Origin of the sequence: Pseudomonas sp. T8, assembly GCF_024610635.1 — a bacterium.
GTDB lineage: Bacteria > Pseudomonadota > Gammaproteobacteria > Pseudomonadales > Pseudomonadaceae > Aquipseudomonas > Aquipseudomonas chlororaphis_I.
This window is the reverse complement of the sequence record NZ_CP102374.1, coordinates 3,865,167-3,889,306: the sequence shown is the minus strand read 5'-3', so window position 1 is coordinate 3,889,306 and position 24,140 is coordinate 3,865,167. Positions and strand designations below refer to the sequence as shown.

The window sequence follows — 24,140 nt, the reverse complement described above, 5'->3', positions numbered from 1 at the left end:
ATTACTCGGACGGCGGCACGTAGCCGTCGGCCTTGGCGTATTCCTCGCCGGAGAAGAACTTGTCCATCTCGCCCTGCAGGTATTTGCGGTCTTCGGCGTTCATCATGTTCAGGCGTTTTTCGTTGATCAGCAGGGTCTGGTGTTTCTGCCAGTCGGCCCAGGCCTTGGCGGACACGTGCTCGAAAATTTCCTGGCCCTTGGCGCCCGGGTACGGAGGACGCTCCAGGCCCGGCAATTGTTCTTTGTACTTGCGGCACATTACGGTGCGGGTCATTGCAACTCTCCTGCGTTCAATACGTCGGCCGCGCGTTTGAGCAGTTTTTTCACCGGGGCGGCAAGGCCCAGGCGCGGCGGGGTGGCGAGGTTATACCAGAGCCAGTCGGCCTCGGCCACGTGATGGGCGGCTGCCTGGACCTGCACCAGCCAGGGCTCGATGGCCAACTGGAAGTGACTGAAGGTGTGCACCAGCCCGGGCATTTCCTGTTGCTTGCCCAGCTCCAGCGAGTGCTGCGAAGCCAGGTGTTCCAGGTCCGCCAGGTCGTCCAGCTCCGGCAGGCTCCACAAACCGCCCCACAGGCCGCTGGAGGGCCGGCGGTACAGCAGGATGGCGCCTTCGTGGTTGGCCAGCATCGGCATCAGCGTGCGTTTCTGTGGCACTTCCTTGCGTGGCTTGGGGATCGGGTAGCGGGTTTCCAGGCCCAGCATGTGCGCTTCGCAGCCTCTTTCCAGGGGGCACAGCAGGCAACTGGGTTTGCTTCGGGTGCAGAGGGTGGCGCCCAGGTCCATCATCGCCTGGGTGTAGTGGTTCACCCGGGTCTGCGGGGTGAAGCGCTCGGCCGCGGCCCACAGCTGCTTGGCCACCTTGGGTTCGCCGGGATAGCCTTCCTGCGCAGTAAAGCGCGCCAGCACCCGCTTGACGTTGCCGTCGAGGATCGGCGCGCGCAGGCCCATGCTGATGCTGGCGATGGCGCCAGCGGTGGACAGGCCGATGCCCGGCAGCTCGGTGAGTTTTTCCACGTCGCGGGGAAACTCGCCGCCGTACTCGGCGACCACGATCTTCGCGGTCTTTTGCAGGTTGCGCGCGCGGGTGTAGTAACCCAGGCCGGTCCACAGGTGCAGCACTTCGTCTTCCGGCGCGGCGGCCAGGGCTTGAACGGTTGGCAGCGAGGCCATGAACCGGTCGAAGTAATTGAGCACGGTGCTGACCTGGGTCTGCTGCAACATGATTTCCGAGACCCAGACCCGGTACGGGTTGATCTCCTGCTGCCAGGGCAGGTCATGGCGGCCATGGCGGTCGTACCAGTCCAGTACCGCCGGTGCGAACTGCTCGGCCCTCATCGTTTGAACAGCCCCTTGAGTGCGTTTTTCAGTTCCGGGCTGACCTTGTCGCCGAGCTTCTCATCGAGTTTTTCGCTGAGGCGATCGCCGGCCAGCTTGGCCGCGACCTGGCCCAGGCCGTCGCGGTCCAGGCGGCAAGCCTTGGCGCCCAGTTCCAGCGGGCCGCGGCAGCGCAGCGGCAGTTCGATGCCGACAAAACGTTCGCCGACCTGGCAGGCCGGGTCCGGCATGTCGCTCTTGTCGCCTTCGACGATGATGCCGACGCGGTAATCCATGCCCAGCACGCGCAGGTCGATGTCGCCATTGCCTTTGACGCTCATGCCCGGGATGCGCACTTTCAGGTCCGGGTTGTTGGCCACGCCGTTGCGCAGGGTCAGGTTGCCCTTGAGTTCCTGGAAGGGGGTGTCCTTGCCCCGCGGCTCGCTGCTCAGGGTCTTGCGGTTCAGCGTGGCGATGCCCTGGCACACTTGCTGTTCGAGGTTGGCATTGAGCAGCACACCGTTGTTGACGACGAAGCTGGCATTGCCGTTGAGGCTATCGACCAGCGCTTTCTGGCTGTTGCCGCTGCTGGTCAGGTTGCTGTCGAGGGTCACCAGGCCCTTGACCGGCGGGTTCTGCCCCTGGCTTTCCAGGATGCGCTCCACCGGCACCCGGTTGATCCTGGTCTGCAGGCTCAGCTGTGGCGTCGGTTGACGCACGTCGAGGTTGCCGTTGGCTTCGAAGCTGCCGTTGTACAGCTCGCCGCGCAGGCCTTCGAGTTTCAGCAGGCCGCCCTGGCCGTTGGCCTTGAGCGTGGCGTTCTGGATCGGCAGCTTGTCCAGGGTCAGTTGGCCGAAGCTCAGGTCGGCGTTCACATCCAGCTTGCTCAGGCGCTCCACCGGCAGCAGGCGCTCGGTGCTCCAGGCGCCCTTGGTTGGCGCGTCCGGCAGCGGCGAGTTGCCGGCCCCGGCGACGGCGCTGGCTTCGCTGCTCTGCACTTCGGCCTTGCGCGCCACCGCGGCGCTGTTGGCTTCGGCGGACTTCGGCGGCAGGTAGCGGTCGACGTTGAAGGTGTCGGCCTTGAGCTGGGCGCGCAGCGATTGCTTGGCCAGGTCTTCGACCGCCAGGCGGCCGCTGAAGCTGCTGTCGTCGAGTTTCAGGTTGATGTTTTCAAGGGCGATGCTGTTCGGCGTGGCGGACAGGCGGCTGACCAGCTCGACCTTGCTCAGGCTGCCTTCGGCCATGGCCGGCAGGGTCTGGCCGATGCTGTCGACGAACTTGGCCAGGTCGAACTGGGCGATGGAGATACCGCCGTTGAGCTGCGGGGTCTTGTCCAGGTCGTGGACCTTGAGCTCGCCGATGGCGCGCAGCTGGTTGAGCGAGAGCTTCAGGCTGTTCCATTCGGCAACGTTGGCGGCCTGGTCCAGCAGCAGCTGGCCCTGGGCGGCGAAGGTCAGGGTCTTGCCTTGCAGCGGATCGCCGGCGGCTTCGCCGGACAGCTTCATGTCTTCGAACTGATAGCGCTTGAGCACGCGGTCGAAGCGCAGCTCGCCCTTCAACTCGGTGCGTACGCGCACGGCCGGCTGGGTGCTGGCGAGGAAGGCGGTGAGCTTGACCGGGGTATTGGTCGCTTCGTGGATCGGGCCGGTGCTCAGCTGGATGCTTTCGGCGGTGAACTGCTTGCCGCTCTGTTCGTCGTTGTATTCCACCCGGGCGTTGTTCACGGTCAGGCTGTCGATATCCAGGCGGATCGGCTGCGCCGGTTTTTCCGGGCTGGCCGGGGTCGCGGCGGCGGTGTCGCCGGTGCTGGTGGCCGGGGTTGCGGCCTGCTTGTCGGCGGGGGCGATCTTGCCGATGTCTTCCCAGTTGCCGTGCCCGTCCTTGTCGCGGGTCAGGCGCAGGTTCAGGCCTTCGACACGCACATCGCTCATCTGCACTTCGCGGCGCAGCAGCGGCAGCACGCGGACCGATAAACCGAGCATCTGCAGGTCGGCGAACGGCTGGGTCGGGTTGGCCAGGGTGGCGACGCCGGCTTCATGCAGTTCGAGGCCGAGCCAGGGGAACAGGCTCCAGCCGATATCGCCATTGAGCGTCAGCTCGATGTGGGCCTTGTCGCGGGCTATCTGGCGAATTTCTTCTTTGTAGTCGTTGGGATCAAACAGGTGAGTCAGGGCGAAGCCGAGAGCCACGATGATCAGCAACAGCCCGAGAAGTACCAGACCCAGGATTTTGCCGAACGCTTTCATGGGCGAGTCCTTGTAGTGTCGAATTCGAATTTAGCCAGGGAGTATAACGCCCCGGGCCTGGCCACTGGTCACTGATCGCTTTGCAGCACATCCAGCGGTATCTGCAGCTTGGCCGCCAGCGCCTGGGCTTCGAGATGCCCAGCGGGGGCCAGCAGGTGCAAGGCGGCGTCATGCCGGGCGGCCATTTTCTGTGCTTCGCTCACCAGTCGCTCGGCCACGCCGCGACGCCGGGTGATCTTGCGCACGCACAACTGGGACAGGTGCCAGACGCCTGGGTGCCGTTGCAGGCGGGCGGCGCCCAGCAGGCGGTCGTTGAAGCGCCCGGCGATCAGGCTGCCGTCGCCCAGGGCGGTTTCGATCAGCTCCTGGTCATCGCGCTGCGGCGCGAACAGCCAGGGCGGGGCATCGCGGTAGATCTTCTGCAGGTCCTGCTGATCCTGATAGCTGGCTTGTTTCAGCGACTCGACAACGATGGGCATGGCGGATCCTGTGCAGAGCGAAGGAATGGCTGGCCATTATCGACAGCAGCGCGCGGGCTGGCGAGGGGCAGGCATCGTCGACGGGGCCGCGCAGGCTTCTGTAGGAGCGAGGCTTGCCCGCGAAGCGTTCTGCCTGACACACCGCATAACGCCCATCGCCGGCAAGCCTGGCTCCTACAGAGGCGTTCTTGCCGTCTTGCGGAGCAGATGATGCGGAAAAGGTGATGGCAGTTTGCTTTTTCTGTCACGAGCAAATGGTAATCTCTCGCAGTTCATCTGCCCTTCTGCGACCAAAAGTCGCACTCTATGGAGCTTCACTCGATAAAACGGCCACGTCTGCGTGCAAAGGTCGTGGGTGGAGAGTGGCCGGCGAATAATTCCAATAATTGGGGGAAACACTCATGAGCACTAGCACCGAGGCGGGCGTCATTGCCGCCCAGCCGGCGTTCTTGTCCAAAGAACGCATCATCGCCAAGCCCGGTTTCAACCGTTGGCTGGTTCCACCGGCCGCTCTGGCCATCCACCTGTGCATCGGCATGGCCTACGGCTTCTCGGTGTTCTGGTTGCCGCTGTCCAAGGCCCTGGGCGTTACCGCTCCGCTGGCCTGTGCCCCGGACATGAGCTTTATCGCTCAGGTCTTTTCGTCCCAGTGTGACTGGCCGATCTCGATGCTCGGCTGGATCTACACCCTGTTCTTCATCTTCCTCGGCTGCTCCGCGGCGGTCTGGGGCGGCTGGCTGGAACACGCCGGCCCGCGCAAGGCCGGTGTGGTGTCGGCGCTGTGCTGGTGCGGCGGCCTGCTGATTTCGGCGCTGGGTATCTATACCCACCAGATCTGGCTGATGTGGCTCGGCTCCGGCGTGATCGGCGGTATCGGCCTGGGCCTGGGCTACATCTCGCCGGTGTCGACCCTGATCAAGTGGTTCCCGGACAAGCGCGGCATGGCCACCGGCATGGCGATCATGGGCTTCGGCGGTGGCGCGATGGTCGGTGCGCCGCTGGCGGCGGCACTGATGAGTCACTTCGCTTCGCCAACCGGTGTTGGCGTCTGGCAGAGCTTCCTGGTGATGGCGGCGATCTACTTCGTGTTCATGATCGGTGGCGCGCTGTCGTACCGCGTGCCGCCGACCGGCTGGAAGCCCGAGGGCTGGACTCCGCCGGCGAAAAAAGCCGCGAACGCGATGATCACCCACCGTCACGTGCATGTGAACGTGGCCTGGAAAACCCCGCAGTTCCGCCTGGTATGGCTGGTGCTGTGCCTGAACGTTTCCGCCGGTATCGGCATCCTCGGCATGGCTTCGCCGCTATTGCAGGAAGTCTTCGCCGGCAAACTGCTGGGCAACGAGCTGGCCTTCGGTCAGCTGGATGCTTCGCAGCTGGCGTCGATCGCCGCGATCGCCGCCGGCTTCACCGGCCTGCTGAGCCTGTTCAATATCGGTGGTCGTTTCTTCTGGGCCTCGTTCTCCGACTACCTGGGCCGCAAGAACACTTACTTCGTGTTCTTCGCCTTGGGCTTTGCCCTGTATGCGCTGATCCCGAACCTGGGGCATCTGGGCAACGTCGCGCTGTTCGTGGCGGCGTTCTGCATCATCCTGTCGATGTACGGCGGTGGTTTCGCCACGGTTCCGGCCTACCTGGCGGACCTGTTCGGCACCCAGATGGTGGGCGCGATCCACGGTCGTCTGCTCACCGCCTGGGCGGCGGCAGGCGTGCTTGGCCCGGTGCTGGTGAACTACCTGCGTGAGTATCAGTTGAGCATCGGCGTCGAGCGCGCCGCGGCCTACGACATCACCCTGTACATCCTCGCCGGCCTGCTGGTGCTGGGCTTCCTGTGCAACCTGCTGGTGCGTCCGGTGGCCGACAAGTACTTCATGACCGACGCCGAGCTGGCCGCCGAACAGGCGCTGGGCCATGACAAGGGCGCGGACAGCAGCACCGTGCTGGAGTGGAAAGCCTCGTCCGGCAGCGTGCCGCTGGCGGTCGCCGCCTGGCTGGTGGTGGGCATTCCGCTGGCGTGGGGCGTATGGGTCACCCTGCAGAAGACCGCGGTGTTGTTCCACTAAGGCATCGCTGGCAAGGATGTAGCCGCTGCCGAAGGCTGCGATAAGGTCCGCAGGACCTTCAGCGATTTCAGGATCGCCACGGCCAATTCCGGCCGATCGCAGCCTGTGGCAGCGGCTACAGGTTTCATATTGCTTGTCATGACAGGTACAACCCCGGCTTTATTGGGTTGCGCCCGTCAGGATCTTGTCCTGCGTGTTCCTGTTTAGCCGCCGTCCGGCCTATAATGATCGCCTTTTTCGCCCAATGATTTTGCGGAGCTGGTGATGGCCGAACGTAAGGCGTCCGTCGAGCGCGACACTCTGGAAACCCAGATCAAAGCCTCGATCAACCTGGATGGCACCGGAAAGGCCCGATTCGATATCGGGGTTCCCTTCCTTGAGCACATGCTGGACCAGATCGCCCGTCACGGGCTGATCGACCTGGATATCGAAAGCAAAGGCGACCTGCATATCGACGACCACCACACTGTGGAAGACGTCGGTATCACCCTGGGTCAGGCCTTCACCAAAGCCATCGGCGACAAGAAGGGCATCCGTCGCTACGGCCACGCCTACGTGCCGCTCGATGAAGCGCTGTCGCGCGTGGTGATCGACTTCTCCGGCCGTCCTGGCCTGCAGATGCATGTGCCTTATACCCGCGCCACCGTGGGCGGCTTCGATGTCGACCTGTTCCAGGAATTCTTCCAGGGCTTCGTCAACCACGCCAACGTCACCCTGCACATCGACAACCTGCGTGGGCACAACACCCACCACCAGATCGAAACCGTGTTCAAGGCTTTCGGCCGCGCGCTGCGCATGGCCGTGGAGCTGGATGACCGCATGGCCGGGCAGATGCCTTCGACCAAGGGCGTGCTGTAATGCAGACGGTCGCGGTTATCGATTACGGCATGGGCAACCTGCACTCGGTGGCCAAGGCCCTCGAGCACGTCGGCGCCGGCAAGGTGCTGATCACCAGCGATGCCAATGTGATTCGCGAAGCCGACCGGGTGGTATTCCCCGGCGTCGGTGCGATTCGCGACTGCATGGCGGAGATCCGTCGCCTGGGCTTCGACGCGCTGGTACGTGAAGTCAGCCAGGACCGTCCGTTCCTCGGCATCTGCGTGGGCATGCAAGCCTTGCTCGACCACAGCGAAGAGAACGACGGCGTCGACTGCATCGGCCTGTTCCCCGGCCAGGTGAAGTTCTTCGGCAAGGACCTGCATGAAGACGGCGAACACCTGAAAGTCCCGCACATGGGCTGGAACGAAGTGAAACAGGCGGTGAGCCATCCGCTGTGGCACAACATCCCGGACCTGGCGCGCTTCTACTTCGTGCACAGCTACTACATCGCCGCCGGCAACGCGCGGCAGGTGGTCGGCAGCGGTCACTACGGCGTCGATTTCGCCGCGGCGCTGGCCGAAGGTTCGCGTTTCGCCGTGCAGTTCCACCCGGAGAAAAGCCATACCCATGGCCTGCAATTGCTGCAGAACTTCGCAGCGTGGGACGGTCGCTGGTAAATGGCGGTCAAGAAGGCTAAAGCGCCGATCCTGAGCCTCACCCCCGAGCAGGAGAGTGAGGCCAATCACAAGATCCAGCGCTTCATGGAAGATCGCTTCGAGCTCGACCTGGGCTCGTTCGAGGCAGCCGAGATTCTTGAACTGTTTACCCGCGAAATTGCTCCGCACTATTACAACAGGGCGATTTTCGATGTGCAGACCCAGCTCAAAGAGCGGTTCGAAAGCATCGAAAGCGACCTGTGGGCGCTCGAGAAAAGCAGCTGAAAGCTTCGAGCTTCAAGCTGTAAGAGAGAAACATACACACGCATGCTGGCAGCTTGTGGCTTGCAGCTTGCAGCTCTTTTTACGAAGGAAAAAGCATGCTGATTATCCCCGCTATCGATCTCAAAGACGGTGCCTGTGTACGTCTGCGCCAGGGCCGCATGGAAGATTCCACGGTGTTCTCCGATGACCCGGTGAGCATGGCTGCCAAGTGGGTGGAGGGCGGCTGCCGCCGTCTGCATCTGGTCGACCTGAACGGCGCCTTCGAAGGCCAGCCGGTCAACGGTGAAGTGGTCACCGCCATCGCCAAGCGCTACCCGAACCTGCCGATCCAGATCGGTGGCGGCATCCGCTCGCTGGAAACCATTGAGCACTACGTCAAGGCCGGCGTGAGCTACGTGATCATCGGCACCAAGGCGGTGAAGGAGCCGGAATTCGTCGCCGAAGCTTGCCGCGCCTTCCCGGGCAAGGTGATCGTCGGCCTGGACGCCAAGGACGGCTTCGTCGCCACCGACGGCTGGGCCGAGGTCAGCAGCGTGCAGGTCATCGACCTGGCCAAGCGCTTCGAAGCCGACGGCGTATCCGCCATCGTTTATACCGACATCGCCAAAGACGGCATGATGCAGGGCTGCAACGTACCCTTCACCGCTGCCCTGGCCGCTGCCACCAAAATCCCGGTGATCGCTTCCGGCGGTATCCACAACCTGGGCGACATCAAGGCCCTGCTGGACGCCAAGGCGCCGGGGATCATCGGCGCCATCACTGGCCGCGCGATTTATGAGGGCACTCTGGATGTGGCTGAGGCTCAGGCCTTTTGTGATGGCTACGCGGCCAGCTCCAAGTCGTAAGCTGCAAGCTGCAAGTTAAGAGCGTGAACGCGATCCGCTCTTTCTTGCAGCTTGAAGCTTGAAGCTTGCAACTCGAGGATTAACCATGGCTTTAGCCAAACGCATAATTCCCTGCCTCGATGTCGACAACGGCCGGGTGGTCAAGGGCGTCAAGTTCGAGAACATCCGTGACGCCGGCGACCCGGTGGAAATCGCCCGTCGCTACGATGAGCAGGGCGCGGACGAGATTACCTTTCTCGACATCACTGCCAGCGTCGATGGCCGTGACACCACGCTGCATACCGTCGAACGCATGGCCAGCCAGGTGTTCATCCCGCTGACCGTCGGCGGTGGCGTGCGTACCGTGCAGGACATCCGCAACCTGCTCAACGCCGGTGCGGACAAGGTCTCGATCAACACCGCGGCGGTGTTCAACCCCGAGTTCGTCGGCGAAGCGGCGCAGCATTTCGGCTCGCAGTGCATCGTCGTCGCCATCGATGCGAAGAAGGTGTCCGGGCCGGGCGAAACCCCGCGCTGGGAGATCTTCACCCACGGCGGGCGCAAGCCTACCGGGCTGGACGCGGTGGAGTGGGCGAAGAAGATGGAAGGCCTGGGCGCCGGCGAAATCCTGCTGACCAGCATGGACCAGGACGGCATGAAGAACGGCTTCGACCTGGGGGTGACCCGCGCCATCAGCGACGCCCTGGGCATTCCGGTGATCGCCTCGGGTGGTGTCGGCAACCTGCAGCACCTGGCCGACGGCATCCTCGAAGGCCACGCCAGCGCGGTGCTGGCGGCGAGCATCTTCCACTTCGGCGAGTACACCGTGCCCGAGGCCAAGGCCTACATGGCGCACCGCGGTATCGTCGTCAGATAGCCACTGGACAGCATGGCGGGCTCGCGGCACTCTTGAGCACGCCATGGATTCCGGTAGCCCGTCATGTTCAAACGTCTTCTTGTTCTTGCCAGCGCTTCGGTTCTCTTCGCCGCAGGCGCTCGTGCAGCGCAAACGCCGGACACCTCCCTGGTGTTGCTGACGGAAAACTTCCCCCCCTACAACATGGCCAGGAACGGCAAGAACTTCGCCCAGGGCGAGAATATCAACGGCATCGCCGTGGATATCGTCCGCGAAATGTTCAAGCGCGCCGGGATCAATTACAGCCTGACCCTGCGTTTTCCCTGGGAGCGCATCTACAAGCTCGCCCTGGAGCAGCCGGGGTATGGCGTGTTTGTCACGGCGCGGCTGCCGGACCGGGAGCCGCTGTTCAAATGGGTCGGCCCCATCGGCCCGGATGACTGGATCCTGCTGGCCCGGGACGACAGCAAGATCGCCCTGCAATCCCTGGAGCAGGCGCGCAAATACCGGATCGGCGCCTACAAGGGCGACGCCATCGCCGAGACCCTGGCCAAGCAAGGGCTCAAGCCGCAGGTGGTGCTGAAGGACCAGGACAACGCCAGGAAGCTGGTCGGCGGCCAGATCGATCTATGGGCCACCGGCGACCCCGCCGGGCGTTACCTGGCCAGGCAGGAAGGCGTGACCGGGCTCAAGACCGTGCTGCGCTTCCACAGCGCCCAGCTGTACCTGGCGCTGAACAAAGAAGTGCCGGACGAGACCGTCGCCCGGCTGCAGGCCGCGCTGGATCAGCTGCGCGAGGAAGGCGTGGTGGAAGAGATCATGGGCCGCTACCTGTAGGCAGACGCAGCTGAATATCGCGGGCAAGCCTCGCTCCTACGGATTCAGGTCGTTTGCGGTAATTGCGTCTGGCACGGCTCCTGTAGGAGCGAGGCTTGCCCGCGATGCATTCGAACGTCCGCCGCCAATCCTCAGCGGTAAACCCCATCCTTGCCGTGCCCGGACATCGCCCTGTTGCTGCGCACGCTGATCATCAACTCGATATCGATCCAGTCGATGCCCTGGGCCTTGAGCCTGGGCAGTTCGCGTTCGAGCACGGCCAGGGTCTGCGGGTAGGGATGGCCGATCACCACCGCCGAACCCTGCTTGCGCGCCAGGTCGATCGCGGTCTGCAACTGATGGCTGATGGCGTCCTCGGTGCGTTCGTCGTCGAGGAACACATCGCGGGACACGCTGGCCAGGCCGATCTTCTGCGCTTCGGCGGCGGCCACGGTCTTGGCGCTGGTGCGGCTGTCGACAAAGAACTTATGGCGCCGCTGCAGCTCGGCCATCAGCCAGGACATGGCCTGGGGCTGGGAGGTCATGCGGCTGCCCATGTGGTTGTTGATGCCACTGGTGTAGGGCACGGCCTTGAAGGCGGCGTTGAGGCGTCTTTCCAGCTCTTCGATGGGCAGCTCGGGGTGCCAGGCGAAGGGGCCGGTGGCCGGGTCCATGGGCATGTGCAGGATGACGATCTTGCCGGCGCGATGGGCTTCGCGGGCGAACTCGGCGGCGTGGGGCGTGTCGGGCATGATCGCCGTAGTCACCGGGCCGGGCAGGGCGAGTACGCGGCGATCGCGGGGCAGGTTCTGCCCGAGGTCGTCGATGATCAGGCTCAGGTAGGCCTTGCGCGCAGCGGGCCCGGCGGCCTGGGTCGAGGTGAAGGCGAGAAGACACAGAAGTCCGATCATGAGCCTCCACGACAACCGTGGGTGGGGTTGGCGTTGGTGGGTCATGGGGATTTGCAGCATAGGGTTCGGGTAGGGCCTTGGCGGGGTGTGGCGATCATGATGACGCCATCGCGAGCAAGCTTCGCTCCTACAGAGGAGGCGGAGGGCTTGCTCGCGATGGGTTCCATCACTTGCTGCGGGTGATGCTCAAGCCCTTGAGCAGGCTGAGGGCCTGGGCCAGCTGGTAGTCGTCGTCCTGCGGCATCGGCTTGGGCTTGCTGCCGGAAGCGGTCGGCTTGTCGGCGCCGCCGTTGCCATTGCCCAGGTGACCTTGCAGGTCGGCTTCCTTGAAGTACTCGTTGTCCTGCGCCTCGTTGGTGATCTTGGCGCGGCGCACCTCGATGTCCGGCACGATGCCCTGGGCCTGGATCGAGCGGCCGTTCGGGGTGAAGTACAGCGCGGTGGTGATCTTCAGCGCACGGTCATTGTTCAGCGGCAGCACGGTTTGCACCGAGCCCTTGCCGAAGCTGGTGGTGCCCATCAGCACCGCGCGTTTCTGGTCCTGCAGGGCGCCGGCGACGATCTCCGAAGCCGAGGCGCTGCCACCGTTGATCAGCACCACCATCGGTACCGCTTCGCTTTCGTCCTTGCCAGTGGCGGAGAAGCGCAGCTCGGAGTTGGCGATGCGGCCCTTGGTATAGACGATCAGGCCCTTGGTGATGAAGTGGTCGACAACTTCCACCGCCGACTGCAGCACGCCGCCCGGGTTGTTGCGCAGGTCGAGGATGATGCCGTTGAGCTTCTTGCCATTGTCCTTGCGCAGCTTGGCCAGGGCCTTGGAGACTTCCTCGCCGGTCTTGACCTGGAACTGGGTGATGCGGATGTAGCCGTAGCCTGACTCCAGCAGCTGGCTCTTCACGCTCTTCACCTGGATGGTGGCGCGGGCCAGGGTCACGTCGAACGGCGCACCGCCGTCGCGGACCAGGGTCAGGGTGATTTTCTGGCCGATCTTGCCGCGCATCTTGTCCACGGCTTCGGTCATGCTCTGGCCACGGGTCGGCTGGCCGTTGATCTTGACGATCAGGTCGCCGGCCTGGATGCCGGCCTTGGACGCCGGGGTGTCGTCGATCGGCGACACCACCTTGATGATGCCGTCCTCGGCGCCGACTTCGATGCCCAGGCCGCCGAATTCGCCGCTGGTGCTTTCCTGCAGCTCGGCGAAGTCTTCAGGGCCAAGGTAGGCCGAATGCGGGTCGAGGTTGCTGAGCATGCCCTTGATGGCGTTTTCCAGCAGGGTCTTGTCGTCGACGGGTTCGACATAGGCGGCCTTGATCCGGTCCATGACCTCGGCGAAGGTGCGCAGCTCTTCGAGCGGCAATGGCGCCTTGGTGGTCGTGGCGGCTGTCGATTGAGCGGTTTCGGCGGCAAACGCCAGGGGCGCACCGATCACCAGAGCGATCGTCAGGGCCAGCGAGGTGAGGCGGGACAAATGCAGCATGTCGAACGAACTCCTGAATGAGATGGCGCGCTTATCCTTGCGCGCGGCACCATTGTGCCGGGTCGCTTGGGCGACCCTGCTGGCGAATAGCGAAGTACAGTGCAGGCGCGCCCTGGCCGCCACTGCTACCCACAGTGGAGATGGACTCGCCGGCCTTGACCACATCGCCTGCTTCTTTAAGCAGCGTCTGGTTGTGTCCGTAGAGGCTCAAGTAGCCGTTGCCATGGTCGAGGATCACCAGCAGGCCGGCGCCGCGCAACCAGTCGGCGAACACGACGCGGCCGCCGTGGACGGCATGCACCTGGCTGCCGGCCGAGGCGCTGATCATCACCCCGTCCCACTTGGTCCGGGCATCGTCGCCGCGGCTTTCGCCGAAGCGCGCCAGCAGTCGACCATCAACCGGCCATGGAAGTTTTCCCCGGGATGAAGCAAAAGGGCCTCCATAGGAGGCGCCTGCGCTGGAAACCAAGGGGCCGGGCGCCGCTCGGGGCGGCTTGCGCGGGCTGTCGTCGGCACTGGCCTGGGCCTCACGCAAACGCTTTTTTTCGGCTTCCTGCTGGGCGATCAGCGCTTTCTGTCGCGCTTGCTCTGCCTCGCGGGCCTGGCGGGCCAGGGTTTCCTCGATGGTTTTCAGCACCTTGCCCAGGTCGGCCTGGTCCTGTTCGCGGGCCTTGAGCTTGTCGCCACGGGCCTTCACGTCGTCATTGAGCTTGGCCAGGGCCACCTGGCGTTCCTTGCGGACCTTGTCGAGCTCTTCGCGCTGGGTGTCGAGGCTGCTTTTCTGCACCAGCAGCTGGGCTTGCTGCAGGGAGATTTCCTTTTCGACATTGGCCAGCTGGCGCAGGGTCTCGTTGAAATTCTTCAGCTGCTCCAGACGGGCCTGGCTCAGGTAGTCGTAATAGGTCAGGGTGCGGGCGAATTTTTCCGGGTTCTGCTGGTTGAGCAGCAGCTTGAGGTACTCCTGACGGCCGTTCTGGTAGGCCGCGCGGGCCTGGATGGCGATCAGTCGTTGCTGTTCAATGCGCGCGCTCTGGAGTTTTTTTTTCTCATCATCGAGACGCTGCAGCTCGGATTCGCTTTTCTTCAGCTCTTTCTGCAGGGCATCGACCTGCTTTTCCAGCTTGCCCATCTCGGTTTCGGTGCCGCGCAGGTCTTTCTGCACGCCGGACTTTTCTTCCTGCAGCTTGCCCAGCAGCTTTTTCAGCTCGGCAATGTCCTGACGCGTGGCGTCCAACTGCTGTTGGGTTTGCGCGCGCTCGTCGGCGAAGGCCGGTTGGAGCAGGCAGATCAGAGCTAGGGTAATCAGGGCGCGAAGCATAGAGGCGGGCGACACCAGGGAAAGGGACGGCCTAGTATGCCCGCCCCTCGCTGCAAAAAAAACGCCTCAAAGCCAACTGCTTTGAGGCGTTCGTCATAAAAAGCCGTTTCCGGCCCATTATTCGGACTGTTTGATATCAGACCAGTATCGAAGTGCCAGTCATTTCCGCAGGCTGCGGCAGGCCCAGCAACTTGAGCATGGTCGGCGCCACGTCAGCCAGGACTCCGCCTTCGCGGACCTTCAGGTTGCGCTTGCCAACATAGATGAACGGCACCGGCTCGCTGGTGTGGGCGGTGTGGGCCTGGCCGGTGGCGGCGTCGGACATCTGCTCGACGTTGCCGTGGTCGGCGGTGATCAGGGCTTCGCCGCCGACCTTTTCCAGGGCGTCGACGATCCGGCCGACGCACAGGTCCAGGCATTCAACGGCCTTGACCGCCGCGTCGAACACGCCGCTGTGGCCGACCATGTCGCCGTTGGCGTAGTTGACCACGATCACGTCGTAGCGCTGGTTTTCGATGGCGTCGACGATCCGGTCGGTGACTTCCGGCGCACTCATTTCCGGCTGCAGGTCGTAGGTGGCGACTTTCGGCGACGGGATCAGGATGCGTTCTTCGCCCGGGAACGGCTCTTCGCGGCCACCGGAGAAGAAAAAGGTCACGTGGGCGTATTTCTCGGTTTCGGCGATGCGCAGCTGGGTCTTGCCGTTTTTCGCCAGGTAATCGCCCAGCACGTTTTCCAGGCTGCCCGGGGCAAAGGCCGAAGGGGCCGGAATGCTCGCCGCGTATTGGGTCAGCATGACGAAACCGGCCAGTTTCGGCTGGCGGGCGCGCTCGAACTCCTTGAAACCGTCCTCGACGAACACCCGGCTCAGCTCGCGGGCGCGGTCGGCGCGGAAGTTCATGAACACCACGGCGTCGCCGTCTTCGACCTTCACCGGCTCGCCGAGGGTGGTGGCCTTGACGAATTCGTCGCTCTCGCCACGCTCGTAGGCGGCCTGCAGGCCTTCCTGGGCGGTGGCGGCGTTGAATTCGCCGTTGCCGTCGACGATCAGGTTGTAGGCCTGGGCCACGCGGTCCCAGCGGTTGTCGCGGTCCATGGCGAAGTAGCGGCCGATCAGGCTGGCGATACGGCCCTTGCCCAGGGTCTTGAAGGTTTCATCCAGCAGCTCGATCGACGAGGCGGCGCTTTTCGGCGGGGTGTCGCGGCCGTCGAGGAAGGCGTGCAGGTAGATCTTCTCGGCGCCGCGCTTGAAGGCCAGTTCGGCCATGGCCACCAGGTGGTCCTGGTGGCTGTGCACGCCACCGTCGGACAGCAGGCCGAGGATGTGCACGGCCTTGTCGGCGGCCACGGCTTTATCCACGGCGGCGCAGATGGTCGGATTCTCGAAGAACTCGCCATCGCGGATGGCTTTGGTGACACGGGTGAAATCCTGGTACACCACGCGGCCGGCGCCGAGGTTCATGTGGCCGACTTCGGAGTTGCCCATCTGGCCGTCCGGCAGGCCGACATCCATGCCCGAACCCGAGATCAGGCCATTCGGCACGCTGGCGTACAGGCGGTCGAGGACCGGCTTCTTGGCCGCATAGATAGCGTTGGATTCGTGGCTCTCGCTGTGACCGAAGCCATCCAGAATCATCAGGACCAAAGGTTTAGGCGTGGTAGTCATAGATTCCACTCGTGGCTGGATTGGGAGAATGTTGGAAAAAGGGAGTGGCAGTTTAAAGCGAAGTTCCGGTGGCGTCACCGCCGGGCGGGGTTTGGCCGACCCGGAGGGCTGTGTATACTGGCCGACATTTTAACGCCCTGGAACCTCCTTGATGGTTGCTCACCTGATTCAATTCGCCACTGAACACTACTTGCTCGTCGGCGCCTTCGTCATCTTGCTGGCTCTGTTGATCGCTCACGAGTTGAGCCGCGGTGGCCGCAGCCTCAGCACCCGTGAACTGACCGCGCTGGTCAACAGCGAGCAGGGCGTGGTGATCGATATCCGTCCGTCCAAGGACTTCGCCGCGGGCCATATCGTCGGCGCGTTGAACATCCCTCAAGACAAACTGGCCGCCCGCGTGGGCGAGCTGGAAAAGCACAAGGCCAAGACCATCATTCTGGTCGACGCCCTGGGTCAGCACGCCGGCACCCACGCTCGCGAGCTGATGAAGTCCGGCTTCACCGCCGCCAAGCTGTCCGGTGGCGTTGGCAGCTGGAAAGCCGACAACCTGCCGCTGGTGAAGTGATATGGCCGCCGTCGTCGTCTATTCCAGCGATTACTGCCCCTACTGCTCGCGGGCCAAGTACCTGCTCGAGAACAAAGGCGTAGCCTTCGAAGAGATCAAGGTCGACGGCAAGCCGCAGGTTCGCGCCGAAATGGCCCAGAAGGCCGGGCGCACGTCCGTGCCGCAGATCTGGATCGGCAACACCCATGTGGGCGGTTGTGACGATTTGTTCGCCCTGGAGCGCGCCGGCAAGCTCGATGCGCTGCTCGCGGCCTGACTGACCACCCAAGATCAGCAAACCCTACATGACCCCGAGATCAAGAAGGATCTGAGATGACTGACCAACAGAACACCGCTGCGACCGAAGACGAATCCGCACCGCAATTCTCGCTGCAGCGTATCTATGTGCGTGACCTGTCTTTCGAAGCTCCGAAAAGCCCGGCGATCTTCCGCCAGCAGTGGGAGCCGAGCGTCGGCCTGGACCTGAACACCCGCCAGAAGGCGCTGGAAGAAGGTTTCCACGAAGTCGTGCTGACCCTGTCGGTCACCGTGAAGAATGGTGAAGAAGTAGCGTTCATCGCCGAAGTGCAACAGGCCGGTATCTTCCTGATCAAGAACCTGGACGACGCTTCGATGAGCCACACCCTGGGCGCGTTCTGCCCGAACATCCTGTTCCCGTACGCTCGCGAAGCGCTGGACAGCCTGGTGACCCGCGGTTCGTTCCCGGCCCTGATGCTGGCTCCGGTGAACTTCGACGCGCTGTACGCGCAAGAGCTGCAACGCCTGCAGGCAGCTGGTGAAGGCACTGTTCAATAAGCTGCTGGGTTCCATGAAAAAAGCGCCGTTTCAGGCGCTTTTTTCATGTTCGGGCCCAAGGTTTCGAGACTGATGTCGATACCGGCGCTGAACCTGTAGCCGCTGCCGAAGGCTGCGATCGCCGCCGAAGGAGGCGCAAGGCCTTGAGAACGCTGAAGGCCTTCGGCCTTATCGCAGCCTGCGGCAGCGGCTACAGGGAGTGGCGCGGAAGTGGGTGGCTTATTTGAACCCCAGCTGGCGCCAGGCTTCGTAGACGGCCACTGCCACGGTGTTGGACAGGTTCAGGCTGCGGCAGCCTTCGCGCATGGGCAGGCGCAGGCGTTGTTCGGCGGGCAGGGCGTCCAGCACTTCGGCGGGCAGGCCACGGCTTTCCGGGCCGAACAGGAAGGCATCGCCTTCGGCGAAGCTGGCGTCGTGGAACGGCCGCGAGCCCTTGGTGGTGAAGGCGAACAGGCGCGGATGGCCTAGGCTTTCAAGACAGCTGGCGAGGTCGGCATGGCGCTGCAAGGTGGCATATTCGTGGTAGTCGAGGCCGGCCCGGCGCAGGCGCTTGTCGTCCATTTCGAAACCCAGTGGCTCGATCAAATGCAGGTGGCAGCCGCTATTGGCGCACAGCCTGATTACGTTGCCGGTATTCGGCGGAATTTCTGGTTGAAAAAGGATGACGTGAAACATGCACGGCTCCGAAGAAAAAGACAGGCCGCATTCTACGCCTGAAGCGGACGTCAGGCCGAAGCTAATGCTGCGGGTGTTCGGCTCGCTGGCGATCTTTGGCGTGATGGTGGGGCTGATGATCGGTCGCCTGACGACCCCGGATCCCACCGAGCTGCAGGAAGTGCAGGTCCAGTCCAATGCCCTGGTGGTGTGGTTCAACAACGAGCCCAAGGTTCATGGCGAGCACATCGACGGGGCGGTGGCGCTGCTGTTCGAAGCCGAGGGGCGGGCGCAGAAGGGCCAGTTGAAGATCAACGACAAGGATGCCAACTGGCGGGTGCGGACGACTGAGGAAGGGTTGCTGCTGAACGTGGTCGCCGCGCGGGCGCTGCACGGCGAGTGGTCGGGCAGCGAGGTCGACGGGCGCTGGCGCCTGGAGCTCCAGCTGCGCGAGGAATAAAAGAGGGGATTCCCGGCCTGCCTGTACCAAGGTCCCCAAAAGCGTGAGGGCGGGGCGCTGATCGCGCCGGGCCCGGTGTAAAGAGGGGAAGCCCCGGCCTGCCTGTACCAAGGTTCCCAAAAGCGTGAGGGCCGCGCTGGTCGCGCTGGGCCCGGTGTAAAGAGGGAATCCCCGGCCTGCCTGTACCAAGGTTCCCGAAACGGGTAGGGCTCGTCGCTGTGAGCGTGATGAGCCCGGGTGTTAAAGAGGGAATCCCCGGCCTGCCTGTACCAAGGTTCCCGAAACGGGTGGGGCTCGTCGCTGAGAGCGTGATGAGCCCGGGGTTAAAGAGAGAATCCCTGGCCTGCCTGTACCAGGGTTCCCCAAACCGGCTGGAACCCGTCGCTGCGAGCGGTAGGGGTTCCGGGTGTAAAGAAGGGGAGTCTCGGCCTGCCTGTACCAAGGTCCCCAAAACGGGTGAGTGACTGCACTCGTGATCTTGTCTCTGCAGGGGGCGTGCCAATTCTGGCTTAAACGGTTAAGCGAATTTTCAAGAAATGCTGAAAGCCCCGGTTTACGGGGCTTTCGTCGTTCTGTGGATTTGTTCTGGCGAGAAATATCGAGGTCGCCCGTGGTGAAACCCCAGGTCTGTTCGCGCATTTCGGCAGTGCAGGCTCACCATTGCGGTGCACGAAAAGCATCGCGGGCAAGCCTCGCTCCTACAGAAGCCGTGTCGGGCGCAATTGCCGCAAACGACCTGAATCTGTAGGAGCGAGGCTTGCCCGCGATTGGCTCTGCCATTCGACACAGCACGAATGCCTTGCACTGTAGCCGCTGCCGAAGGCTGCGATCGCGACCGAAGGGCGCGCAGGATCTCAAGATCGCTGAAGGCCTTCGGCCTTATCGCAGCCTGCGGCAGCGGCTACAGGCTCACAGCGGCTCAGCCCTCGTCGCTGTCGTCGTCATCCCCGCCGTCGACCTTCATCCCCAACTCCTTGATCTTGCGCGTCAGGGTGTTGCGGCCCCAGCCCAGCAGCACGGCGGCGTCGCGACGGCGGCCGGCGGTGTGCTTGAGGGCGGTCTCGATCATGATCCGCTCGAAGCTCGGCACCGCGCTGTCCAGCAGGCTCGACTGGCCGCGTGCCAGGGCCTGGTCGGCCCACTGGCGCAGGGCCTGCTCCCAGTTGGTCACCGGCGCCGAATCCTGCGGCAGGCTCAGCAGCTCCGGCGGCAGGTCGCTGATATGCACCTCGCGACCCGAAGCCATCACGGTGATCCAGCGGCAGGTGTTCTCCAACTGGCGCACGTTGCCGGGCCACGGTAGGTTCTTCAGGTATTCCTCGGTCTCGCTTTTCAGCAGCTTGGGCTCGACGGCCAGCTCCTGGGCGGCGCGGCTGAGGAAGTGCTTGGCCAGGGTCGGGATGTCTTCGCGACGGTCCGACAGGCGCGGGATATGGATGCGGATCACGTTCAGGCGGTGGAACAGGTCCTCGCGGAACTTGCCGGCGTGCACCAGGGTTTCCAGGTTCTGGTGGGTCGCGGCGATGATGCGCACGTCGACCTTGACCGGCGTATGCCCGCCGACCCGGTAGAACTCGCCGTCGGCCAGCACCCGCAGCAGGCGGGTCTGGGTGTCGGCCGGCATGTCGCCGATCTCGTCGAGGAACAGCGTGCCGCCGTCGGCCTGCTCGAAGCGCCCACGCCGCAGGTTAGCGGCGCCGGTAAACGCGCCTTTTTCATGGCCGAACAGCTCGGATTCCATCAGGTCCTTGGGGATCGCCGCCATGTTCAGCGCGATGAACGGCGAAGCCGCCCGCGGGCTGTGGCGGTGCAGGGCGTGGGCCACCAGCTCTTTACCGGTACCGGACTCACCGTTGATCAGCACGGTGATGTTGGAGTGGCTGAGGCGACCGATGGCGCGAAACACCTCCTGCATCGCTGGCGCTTCGCCGATGATCTCCGGAGTGCGGGCCAGCGCGGGGATCACCTCCAGGCCTTGCTGCTCCTGGGCGTGCTGGTTGGCGCGCTTGACCAGGGACACCGCTTCGTCGACATCGAACGGCTTGGGCAGGTACTCGAAGGCGCCGCCCTGATAAGAGGCGACAGCGCTGTCCAGGTCGGAGTGCGCGGTCATGATGATCACCGGCAGGCGCGGGTGCTGCTCGCGGATCCGCGCCAGCAGGTCCAGGCCACTGGCGCCGGGCATGCGGATGTCGGAGATGATCACGTCCGGCTGCTGGCGGGCCAGGCGACTCATCACACCATCGGCGCTATCGAAGCTCTGGGTGGTCATGCCTTCCTGTTGCAAGGCTTTCTCCAGAACCCAACGGATAGAACGGTCGTCATCGACGATCCACACGGTTTCACTACGGCTCATGTCGATGGGGCTCCTTGTTCCAGTGGCAGAAAGATCGAGAACGTGGTGTGGCCGGGATGGCTGTCACACTCGATCAGGCCCTGGTGCTGGCTGATGATGTTCTGGGTAATGGCCAGGCCCAGCCCGGTACCGTCCGGACGGCCGCTGACCATGGGGAAGAAGATGGTTTCCTGGAGCTCCGCGGGGATCCCCGGACCGTTGTCGATGATCTCGATCTTGGTCACCAGGCGGTGGCGCACGTGGCCGATGGTGAACTGGCGCATGGTGCGGGTACGCAGGCAGATGCGGCCCAGGCGCAGCTCGTTCTGGCTGCTGATGGCCTGCATCGCGTTGCGCACGATGTTGAGCACCGCCTGGATCATCTGTTCGCGGTCGATCAATACATCGGGAATGCTCGGGTCGTAGTCGCGCACCAGGGTGATGCAGCCCTGGCTTTCGGCTTCCACCAGGCTGCTCACGCGCTCCAGCACTTCGTGCACGTTGCACATGGCCAGCGACGGCAGCTTGTTGGAGCCGAGCATACGGTCCACCAGGTTGCGCAGGCGGTCGGCCTCTTCGATGATGACGTTGGTGTAGTCCTTGAGGTTCTCGTCCGGCAGTTCGCGGGCCAGCAACTGGGCGGCGCCGCGAATCCCGCCGAGGGGGTTCTTGATCTCGTGGGCCAGGCCGCGCACCAGCATCTTGCTGGTTTCCTGCTTGGACAGCTGGGCCTCTTCCTTGGTGATCCGCAGCAGGCGGTCACGGGGGTGGACTTCGAGCAACAGCAGGGTGTCGCCATTGCTCAGGATCGGCGTCACGGCGTAGTCCACGGTCAGGGTCTGGCCGGTCAGCGCGGTGAGCATGGCTTCGCGCTTGGTGAACGGATGCGCCTGTTCCACCGCCTGGCGCAGGGAGCTCAGGGCTTCGGCCGATTCGGTGAACAGTTCGCTGATGAATTGCCCATGGCTGCGCTGGCCACTGATGGCCAACAACATCTCCGCCGCCGGGTTCATGTACTCAAGGCGCAGGTCGGCGTTGAGCAGGATGGTCGCGGTGGTCAGGTTGTCGAGTAGCAAGCGGTGCAGTTGATCGCTGATGGTCATGGGTAAATGTTGACCTCTTTTGAAACAAGGCAATCCCGGGCCGGCCCAGGATTGCGCGCGCGAATAAGGCGCTGGTATCGAGAAAATGCAAAAACCAAACCAAGGCTCCGAAAAGAAGCGCTCGAGCCCTGAAACAGACGTTTAAAGTTCTCTTTCGCAGCGTTTTGCCGGCTGCGCTGGGTACTTTCGAACCAAAATGGGCTGCGGATGGATAAAGGTGCAGTTTGATGCACCAATATAGTGCGATTTGTCCGAGGCTGCGCTAAAGAATGGCCAGCGGCACGCCGGGCCGAAAATTTTCGGCGCACGCAAAAAGGCCCGCTTGCTGCGGGCCTGGAAGAATGCGGCGGATGGCGTCTCAATGGGCGGGCTGGGCGTCCTTGTCGATATTCGGTGGCAGCGTCGCGGGATCCTCGATCAGCGGCGTGGCAAGGGGTTCCCGGGCCAGTTCGTCGGCGTCCGCCTGCTCGGCGGTGGACAGGTCGGCGGCGTTGTGGCCGATGCGCTTGAGCAGCAGGAGCATGCACACCAGGGACACCAGGGCATAGCAGGCCGAGGCGATGGCCACGCCGACAATGCTTAACGATGGCGCGGCGGTGTGGTTGCTCGGCAGCCGCGAGATCGGCATGGAGCATGGGGTCGTGCCCATGGCGCGAATCCTCTCATCGGCCTCGGTCAGCCTGTGCGTGGGCGTGGCCATGGTGATCGAGCGCGCCTGAGGCGGAGCTACCGCTCGGCGTTGTTTCACGCCGGGCGCAAAGTGGGGGCACCGTTGGCGAATCAACGCCTGATTTGCGGCGGCATCCGTTGCGGCGCTGCTCTACAGTGCACAGACATTCCCTCTGGTGCTGGAGACAGCCATGGACAACGCCCCCTTGCTGTTCCAACTGCCCGATGACGACACCCTGTACCGCGCCTTGCTCGAACGCGACCCGGCCTATGACGGGTTCGCTTTCGTCGGGGTCAAGAGCACGGGCGTGTTCTGTCGGCTGACCTGCGCGGCGCGCAAGCCCAAGCGCGAAAACACGGTGTTCTTCAGTTCGATCAAGGCCTGCGTCGAGGCCGGTTTTCGCGCTTGCCTGCGCTGCCGTCCGCTGGAGCAGACAGGTGCCCAGGAGCCCTTGGTCAAGCAGCTGCTGGCCTTGCTGGAACACAATGCCGACAAGCGCTGGTATGAAGGCGACCTGATCGAGCTCGGCTTCGACCCTTCCACGGTGCGCCGGGCCTTCAAGCGCCACTTCGGCGTGACCTTCCTGGAAATGGCCCGGCTGCGGCGGATCGGCGAGGGCATGCAGCAACTGGCGGGCGGCGCCAGCGTGATCGATGCGCAGATCAGCGCCAGTTTCGATTCCGACAGCGGCTTTCGCAGTGCCTTCACCCGGCTGCTCGGCCAGCCACCGTCGAACCTGCGCGGCCGTGAACTGCTCAAGGCCGACTGGCTGCAAACCCCGATCGGCGTGATGCTGGCGGTGGCCGATGCGCAGGCCCTGCATCTGCTGGAGTTCTTCGACCGCCCGGCATTGGCCACTGAGCTGAAGCGCCTGCAAGAGCACACCGGCTCGACCATCGGCTTCGGGCGTTTTGCCCCCATCGACCAGATCGAGAGCGAATTGCGGCGATTTTTCGCCGGGGAGTCGGCGAGCTTTACCACGCCGCTGGCGCTGAATGCTTCGGCCTTCACTCGCACGGTGTGGCAGGCACTCAGGGCCATTCCTCCAGGCGTTACCCGCAGTTACGCCGAGGTGGCGAGCAGCATCGGTTCGGCCTCCGCCGTGCGGGCCGTGGCCCGGGCCAATGGCGCCAACCAGATCGCCATCGTGATTGCCTGTCACCGGGTGATAGGTTCCGACGGTTCGCTCACCGGTTATGGCGGCGGGCTGTGGCGCAAACGCTGGCTGCTCGAGCATGAGCGGCGCCTGTACTCGCAGATTCAGGCGCGACAACACCTCAGGGCCGATGAACCCGTTGCAGGGTGAAGGTCAACGGCGGGCTTTGCTGGATCACCCGCTCGCCATCGAGCACTTGCACCGCCAGGCGGTGCTCGCCGCGATCGATGTTCACCAATTGCAGGCTAGGCAGGTTGCCGGGCTGACCGTAAGGCTGGTCGTCCAGCAGCAGGCGCAGGCGATGCTCGTTGAGCAGGGGCGGTTGCAGGCGCACCTCGACCTCGAAGGTGCCGTTATTGGCACGCACCACGCCGCCATCCGCTACGCCGCTCAGCTCCAGGGTGGTGTAGGCCGGTGCGCGGGTGGGTGGCGCCTGTGTTGGTTCGACGCCGGGCGGTGTGAGCGCCCTGGGCGCCTCGATGCGGTTCAGCGGCGCCAGCTCGACGGCCTGGCCGGGCACGCCGGCCGGCGGCTGGTCGCTGTAGGCGGTGTTGCCGTGGGCGTCGGTGTAGCGGTAGATCTGCGCGGCGGCCGGCAGGGCGGCCAGCAACAGCAGGTAGAGACAGGGCACACGCATGGCGGCTTTCCTGGGCGCTGGGGGCGGCGGCT

The 24,140-nt window shown here is 63.9% G+C and carries 24 protein-coding genes and 1 pseudogene; 12 read left to right on the top strand and 13 right to left on the bottom strand.

Annotation, left to right across the window (positions count from 1 at the left end; all coding sequences use genetic code 11):
- Position 1: 1 nt before the first annotated feature.
- The 4 genes from NRG23_RS17430 to NRG23_RS17415 all read right to left on the bottom strand — a co-directional run bounded on the left by NRG23_RS17430 (position 2) and on the right by NRG23_RS17415 (position 4,042).
- Positions 2–274: an oxidative damage protection protein gene (locus NRG23_RS17430; protein WP_007921798.1), complete on the bottom strand. Its 273-nt coding sequence runs from the start codon at positions 272–274 to the stop codon at positions 2–4.
- Positions 271–1,338, bottom strand: coding sequence for an A/G-specific adenine glycosylase (mutY, locus tag NRG23_RS17425; protein WP_016702603.1), 1,068 nt, complete (start codon positions 1,336–1,338; stop codon positions 271–273). Before mutY ends, NRG23_RS17430 begins: the two co-directional genes overlap by 4 nt.
- Positions 1,335–3,563, bottom strand: a complete 2,229-nt coding sequence (locus NRG23_RS17420; protein WP_257371469.1) for an AsmA family protein — start codon at positions 3,561–3,563, stop codon at positions 1,335–1,337. The genes mutY and NRG23_RS17420 overlap by 4 nt, the downstream gene beginning before the upstream one ends.
- Before the next feature lie 68 nt (positions 3,564–3,631).
- Entirely contained in the window at positions 3,632–4,042 is a 411-nt protein-coding gene (locus tag NRG23_RS17415) for an acetyl-CoA sensor PanZ family protein (RefSeq protein ID WP_028683804.1), read from the bottom strand.
- A 401-nt stretch (positions 4,043–4,443) separates the two neighbouring features.
- Between NRG23_RS17415 and NRG23_RS17410 the strand changes: the two genes are divergently transcribed.
- The 7 genes from NRG23_RS17410 (at position 4,444) to NRG23_RS17380 (ending at position 10,382) form a co-directional block, all read left to right on the top strand.
- Entirely contained in the window at positions 4,444–6,105 is a 1,662-nt protein-coding gene (locus NRG23_RS17410) for an OFA family MFS transporter (protein ID WP_053268050.1), read from the top strand.
- 264 nt (positions 6,106–6,369) lie between these two features.
- Entirely contained in the window at positions 6,370–6,963 is a 594-nt protein-coding gene (gene hisB, locus NRG23_RS17405) for an imidazoleglycerol-phosphate dehydratase HisB (RefSeq protein WP_007921806.1), read from the top strand.
- Positions 6,963–7,601: an imidazole glycerol phosphate synthase subunit HisH gene (gene hisH / locus NRG23_RS17400; protein ID WP_009046523.1), complete on the top strand. Its 639-nt coding sequence runs from the start codon at positions 6,963–6,965 to the stop codon at positions 7,599–7,601. Before hisB ends, hisH begins: the two co-directional genes overlap by 1 nt.
- Positions 7,602–7,865 (top strand): DUF2164 domain-containing protein, encoded by a 264-nt coding sequence (locus NRG23_RS17395; protein ID WP_257371468.1) that lies wholly within the window; start codon positions 7,602–7,604, stop codon positions 7,863–7,865.
- A 95-nt stretch (positions 7,866–7,960) separates the two neighbouring features.
- Complete coding sequence (gene hisA / locus NRG23_RS17390) at positions 7,961–8,710, top strand: 1-(5-phosphoribosyl)-5-[(5-phosphoribosylamino)methylideneamino]imidazole-4-carboxamide isomerase (protein WP_009046525.1); 750 nt, start codon at positions 7,961–7,963, stop codon at positions 8,708–8,710.
- 85 nt (positions 8,711–8,795) lie between these two features.
- Positions 8,796–9,566: an imidazole glycerol phosphate synthase subunit HisF gene (gene hisF / locus NRG23_RS17385; RefSeq protein ID WP_007921812.1), complete on the top strand. Its 771-nt coding sequence runs from the start codon at positions 8,796–8,798 to the stop codon at positions 9,564–9,566.
- A 63-nt stretch (positions 9,567–9,629) separates the two neighbouring features.
- The gene (locus NRG23_RS17380) at positions 9,630–10,382 is read left to right on the top strand and encodes an ABC transporter substrate-binding protein (protein ID WP_257371467.1); all 753 of its coding nucleotides are present in this window, start codon (positions 9,630–9,632) and stop codon (positions 10,380–10,382) included.
- Positions 10,383–10,513: 131 nt separating this feature from the next.
- Here NRG23_RS17380 and NRG23_RS17375 read toward each other — a convergent pair whose 3' ends face one another.
- The 4 genes from NRG23_RS17375 to gpmI form a co-directional block, all read right to left on the bottom strand.
- Positions 10,514–11,272, bottom strand: coding sequence for a divergent polysaccharide deacetylase family protein (locus NRG23_RS17375; protein WP_016702607.1), 759 nt, complete (start codon positions 11,270–11,272; stop codon positions 10,514–10,516).
- A 166-nt stretch (positions 11,273–11,438) separates the two neighbouring features.
- Entirely contained in the window at positions 11,439–12,749 is a 1,311-nt protein-coding gene (locus NRG23_RS17370; RefSeq protein ID WP_009046529.1) for a S41 family peptidase, read from the bottom strand.
- A 31-nt stretch (positions 12,750–12,780) separates the two neighbouring features.
- A complete protein-coding gene (locus tag NRG23_RS17365) occupies positions 12,781–14,067 on the bottom strand; it encodes a murein hydrolase activator EnvC (RefSeq protein WP_009046530.1) in 1,287 nt (428 codons plus the stop codon).
- A gap of 136 nt (positions 14,068–14,203) precedes the next feature.
- Complete coding sequence (gene gpmI, locus NRG23_RS17360; protein WP_028683800.1) at positions 14,204–15,733, bottom strand: 2,3-bisphosphoglycerate-independent phosphoglycerate mutase; 1,530 nt, start codon at positions 15,731–15,733, stop codon at positions 14,204–14,206.
- Between the two features lie 151 nt (positions 15,734–15,884).
- On the opposite strand from gpmI, the gene NRG23_RS17355 reads away from it, so the two are divergent.
- From NRG23_RS17355 to secB, 3 genes are read left to right on the top strand one after another with little or no spacing between them, the layout of a single operon-like run.
- Entirely contained in the window at positions 15,885–16,298 is a 414-nt protein-coding gene (locus NRG23_RS17355; protein ID WP_009046532.1) for a rhodanese-like domain-containing protein, read from the top strand.
- Position 16,299: 1 nt separating this feature from the next.
- Complete coding sequence (gene grxC, locus NRG23_RS17350) at positions 16,300–16,554, top strand: glutaredoxin 3 (protein WP_124339496.1); 255 nt, start codon at positions 16,300–16,302, stop codon at positions 16,552–16,554.
- A gap of 56 nt (positions 16,555–16,610) precedes the next feature.
- Entirely contained in the window at positions 16,611–17,093 is a 483-nt protein-coding gene (secB, locus tag NRG23_RS17345) for a protein-export chaperone SecB (protein WP_009046533.1), read from the top strand.
- A gap of 219 nt (positions 17,094–17,312) precedes the next feature.
- Here secB and trmL read toward each other — a convergent pair whose 3' ends face one another.
- Positions 17,313–17,768 (bottom strand): tRNA (uridine(34)/cytosine(34)/5-carboxymethylaminomethyluridine(34)-2'-O)-methyltransferase TrmL, encoded by a 456-nt coding sequence (trmL, locus tag NRG23_RS17340; protein ID WP_007930832.1) that lies wholly within the window; start codon positions 17,766–17,768, stop codon positions 17,313–17,315.
- Here trmL and NRG23_RS17335 point away from each other — a divergent pair.
- Complete coding sequence (locus tag NRG23_RS17335) at positions 17,767–18,207, top strand: hypothetical protein (RefSeq protein WP_198919644.1); 441 nt, start codon at positions 17,767–17,769, stop codon at positions 18,205–18,207. The two genes, trmL and NRG23_RS17335, sit on opposite strands and share 2 nt — an antisense overlap.
- A 919-nt stretch (positions 18,208–19,126) precedes the next feature.
- On the opposite strand, the gene ntrC is transcribed toward NRG23_RS17335, so the two are convergent.
- The 3 genes and pseudogenes from ntrC to NRG23_RS17320 all read right to left on the bottom strand — a co-directional run.
- Positions 19,127–20,563 carry a nitrogen regulation protein NR(I) gene (gene ntrC / locus NRG23_RS17330; RefSeq protein ID WP_007929941.1) on the bottom strand — a complete coding sequence of 479 codons (1,437 nt, stop codon included), beginning with the start codon at positions 20,561–20,563 and terminating at the stop codon, positions 19,127–19,129.
- Positions 20,560–21,645 (bottom strand): nitrogen regulation protein NR(II), encoded by a 1,086-nt coding sequence (gene glnL / locus NRG23_RS17325; protein ID WP_009046535.1) that lies wholly within the window; start codon positions 21,643–21,645, stop codon positions 20,560–20,562. Before glnL ends, ntrC begins: the two co-directional genes overlap by 4 nt.
- A gap of 358 nt (positions 21,646–22,003) precedes the next feature.
- A pseudogene (locus NRG23_RS17320) lies at positions 22,004–22,225 on the bottom strand (MFS transporter); the annotation flags it as partial.
- Positions 22,226–22,505: 280 nt separating this feature from the next.
- On the opposite strand from NRG23_RS17320, the gene NRG23_RS17315 reads away from it, so the two are divergent.
- Positions 22,506–23,621: a bifunctional transcriptional activator/DNA repair enzyme AdaA gene (locus NRG23_RS17315; RefSeq protein WP_257371466.1), complete on the top strand. Its 1,116-nt coding sequence runs from the start codon at positions 22,506–22,508 to the stop codon at positions 23,619–23,621.
- Here NRG23_RS17315 and NRG23_RS17310 read toward each other — a convergent pair.
- Entirely contained in the window at positions 23,593–24,108 is a 516-nt protein-coding gene (locus NRG23_RS17310) for a DUF4124 domain-containing protein (RefSeq protein ID WP_038630402.1), read from the bottom strand. The genes NRG23_RS17315 and NRG23_RS17310 overlap by 29 nt on opposite strands.
- Between the last annotated feature and the right edge of the window lie 32 nt (positions 24,109–24,140).

Bases quoted from the DNA above. Each gene is read 5' to 3' on its own strand.
- NRG23_RS17380 (WP_257371467.1), top strand. From the start codon at position 9,630: ATGTTCAAACGTCTTCTTGTTCTTGCCAGCGCTTCGGTTCTCTTCGCC.
- gpmI (WP_028683800.1), bottom strand. From the start codon at position 15,733: ATGACTACCACGCCTAAACCTTTGGTCCTGATGATTCTGGATGGCTTC.
- secB (WP_009046533.1), top strand. From the start codon at position 16,611: ATGACTGACCAACAGAACACCGCTGCGACCGAAGACGAATCCGCACCG.
- ntrC (WP_007929941.1), bottom strand. From the start codon at position 20,563: ATGAGCCGTAGTGAAACCGTGTGGATCGTCGATGACGACCGTTCTATC.
- NRG23_RS17335 (WP_198919644.1), top strand. From the start codon at position 17,767: ATGCACGGCTCCGAAGAAAAAGACAGGCCGCATTCTACGCCTGAAGCG.
- hisA (WP_009046525.1), top strand. From the start codon at position 7,961: ATGCTGATTATCCCCGCTATCGATCTCAAAGACGGTGCCTGTGTACGT.
- hisH (WP_009046523.1), top strand. From the start codon at position 6,963: ATGCAGACGGTCGCGGTTATCGATTACGGCATGGGCAACCTGCACTCG.
- NRG23_RS17370 (WP_009046529.1), bottom strand. From the start codon at position 12,749: ATGCTGCATTTGTCCCGCCTCACCTCGCTGGCCCTGACGATCGCTCTG.
- NRG23_RS17310 (WP_038630402.1), bottom strand. From the start codon at position 24,108: ATGCGTGTGCCCTGTCTCTACCTGCTGTTGCTGGCCGCCCTGCCGGCC.
- NRG23_RS17395 (WP_257371468.1), top strand. From the start codon at position 7,602: ATGGCGGTCAAGAAGGCTAAAGCGCCGATCCTGAGCCTCACCCCCGAG.
- grxC (WP_124339496.1), top strand. From the start codon at position 16,300: ATGGCCGCCGTCGTCGTCTATTCCAGCGATTACTGCCCCTACTGCTCG.
- NRG23_RS17375 (WP_016702607.1), bottom strand. From the start codon at position 11,272: ATGATCGGACTTCTGTGTCTTCTCGCCTTCACCTCGACCCAGGCCGCC.
- NRG23_RS17355 (WP_009046532.1), top strand. From the start codon at position 15,885: ATGGTTGCTCACCTGATTCAATTCGCCACTGAACACTACTTGCTCGTC.
- trmL (WP_007930832.1), bottom strand. From the start codon at position 17,768: ATGTTTCACGTCATCCTTTTTCAACCAGAAATTCCGCCGAATACCGGC.
- NRG23_RS17365 (WP_009046530.1), bottom strand. From the start codon at position 14,067: ATGCTTCGCGCCCTGATTACCCTAGCTCTGATCTGCCTGCTCCAACCG.
- hisB (WP_007921806.1), top strand. From the start codon at position 6,370: ATGGCCGAACGTAAGGCGTCCGTCGAGCGCGACACTCTGGAAACCCAG.
- hisF (WP_007921812.1), top strand. From the start codon at position 8,796: ATGGCTTTAGCCAAACGCATAATTCCCTGCCTCGATGTCGACAACGGC.
- glnL (WP_009046535.1), bottom strand. From the start codon at position 21,645: ATGACCATCAGCGATCAACTGCACCGCTTGCTACTCGACAACCTGACC.
- NRG23_RS17415 (WP_028683804.1), bottom strand. From the start codon at position 4,042: ATGCCCATCGTTGTCGAGTCGCTGAAACAAGCCAGCTATCAGGATCAG.
- NRG23_RS17430 (WP_007921798.1), bottom strand. From the start codon at position 274: ATGACCCGCACCGTAATGTGCCGCAAGTACAAAGAACAATTGCCGGGC.
- NRG23_RS17420 (WP_257371469.1), bottom strand. From the start codon at position 3,563: ATGAAAGCGTTCGGCAAAATCCTGGGTCTGGTACTTCTCGGGCTGTTG.
- NRG23_RS17410 (WP_053268050.1), top strand. From the start codon at position 4,444: ATGAGCACTAGCACCGAGGCGGGCGTCATTGCCGCCCAGCCGGCGTTC.
- mutY (WP_016702603.1), bottom strand. From the start codon at position 1,338: ATGAGGGCCGAGCAGTTCGCACCGGCGGTACTGGACTGGTACGACCGC.
- NRG23_RS17315 (WP_257371466.1), top strand. From the start codon at position 22,506: ATGGACAACGCCCCCTTGCTGTTCCAACTGCCCGATGACGACACCCTG.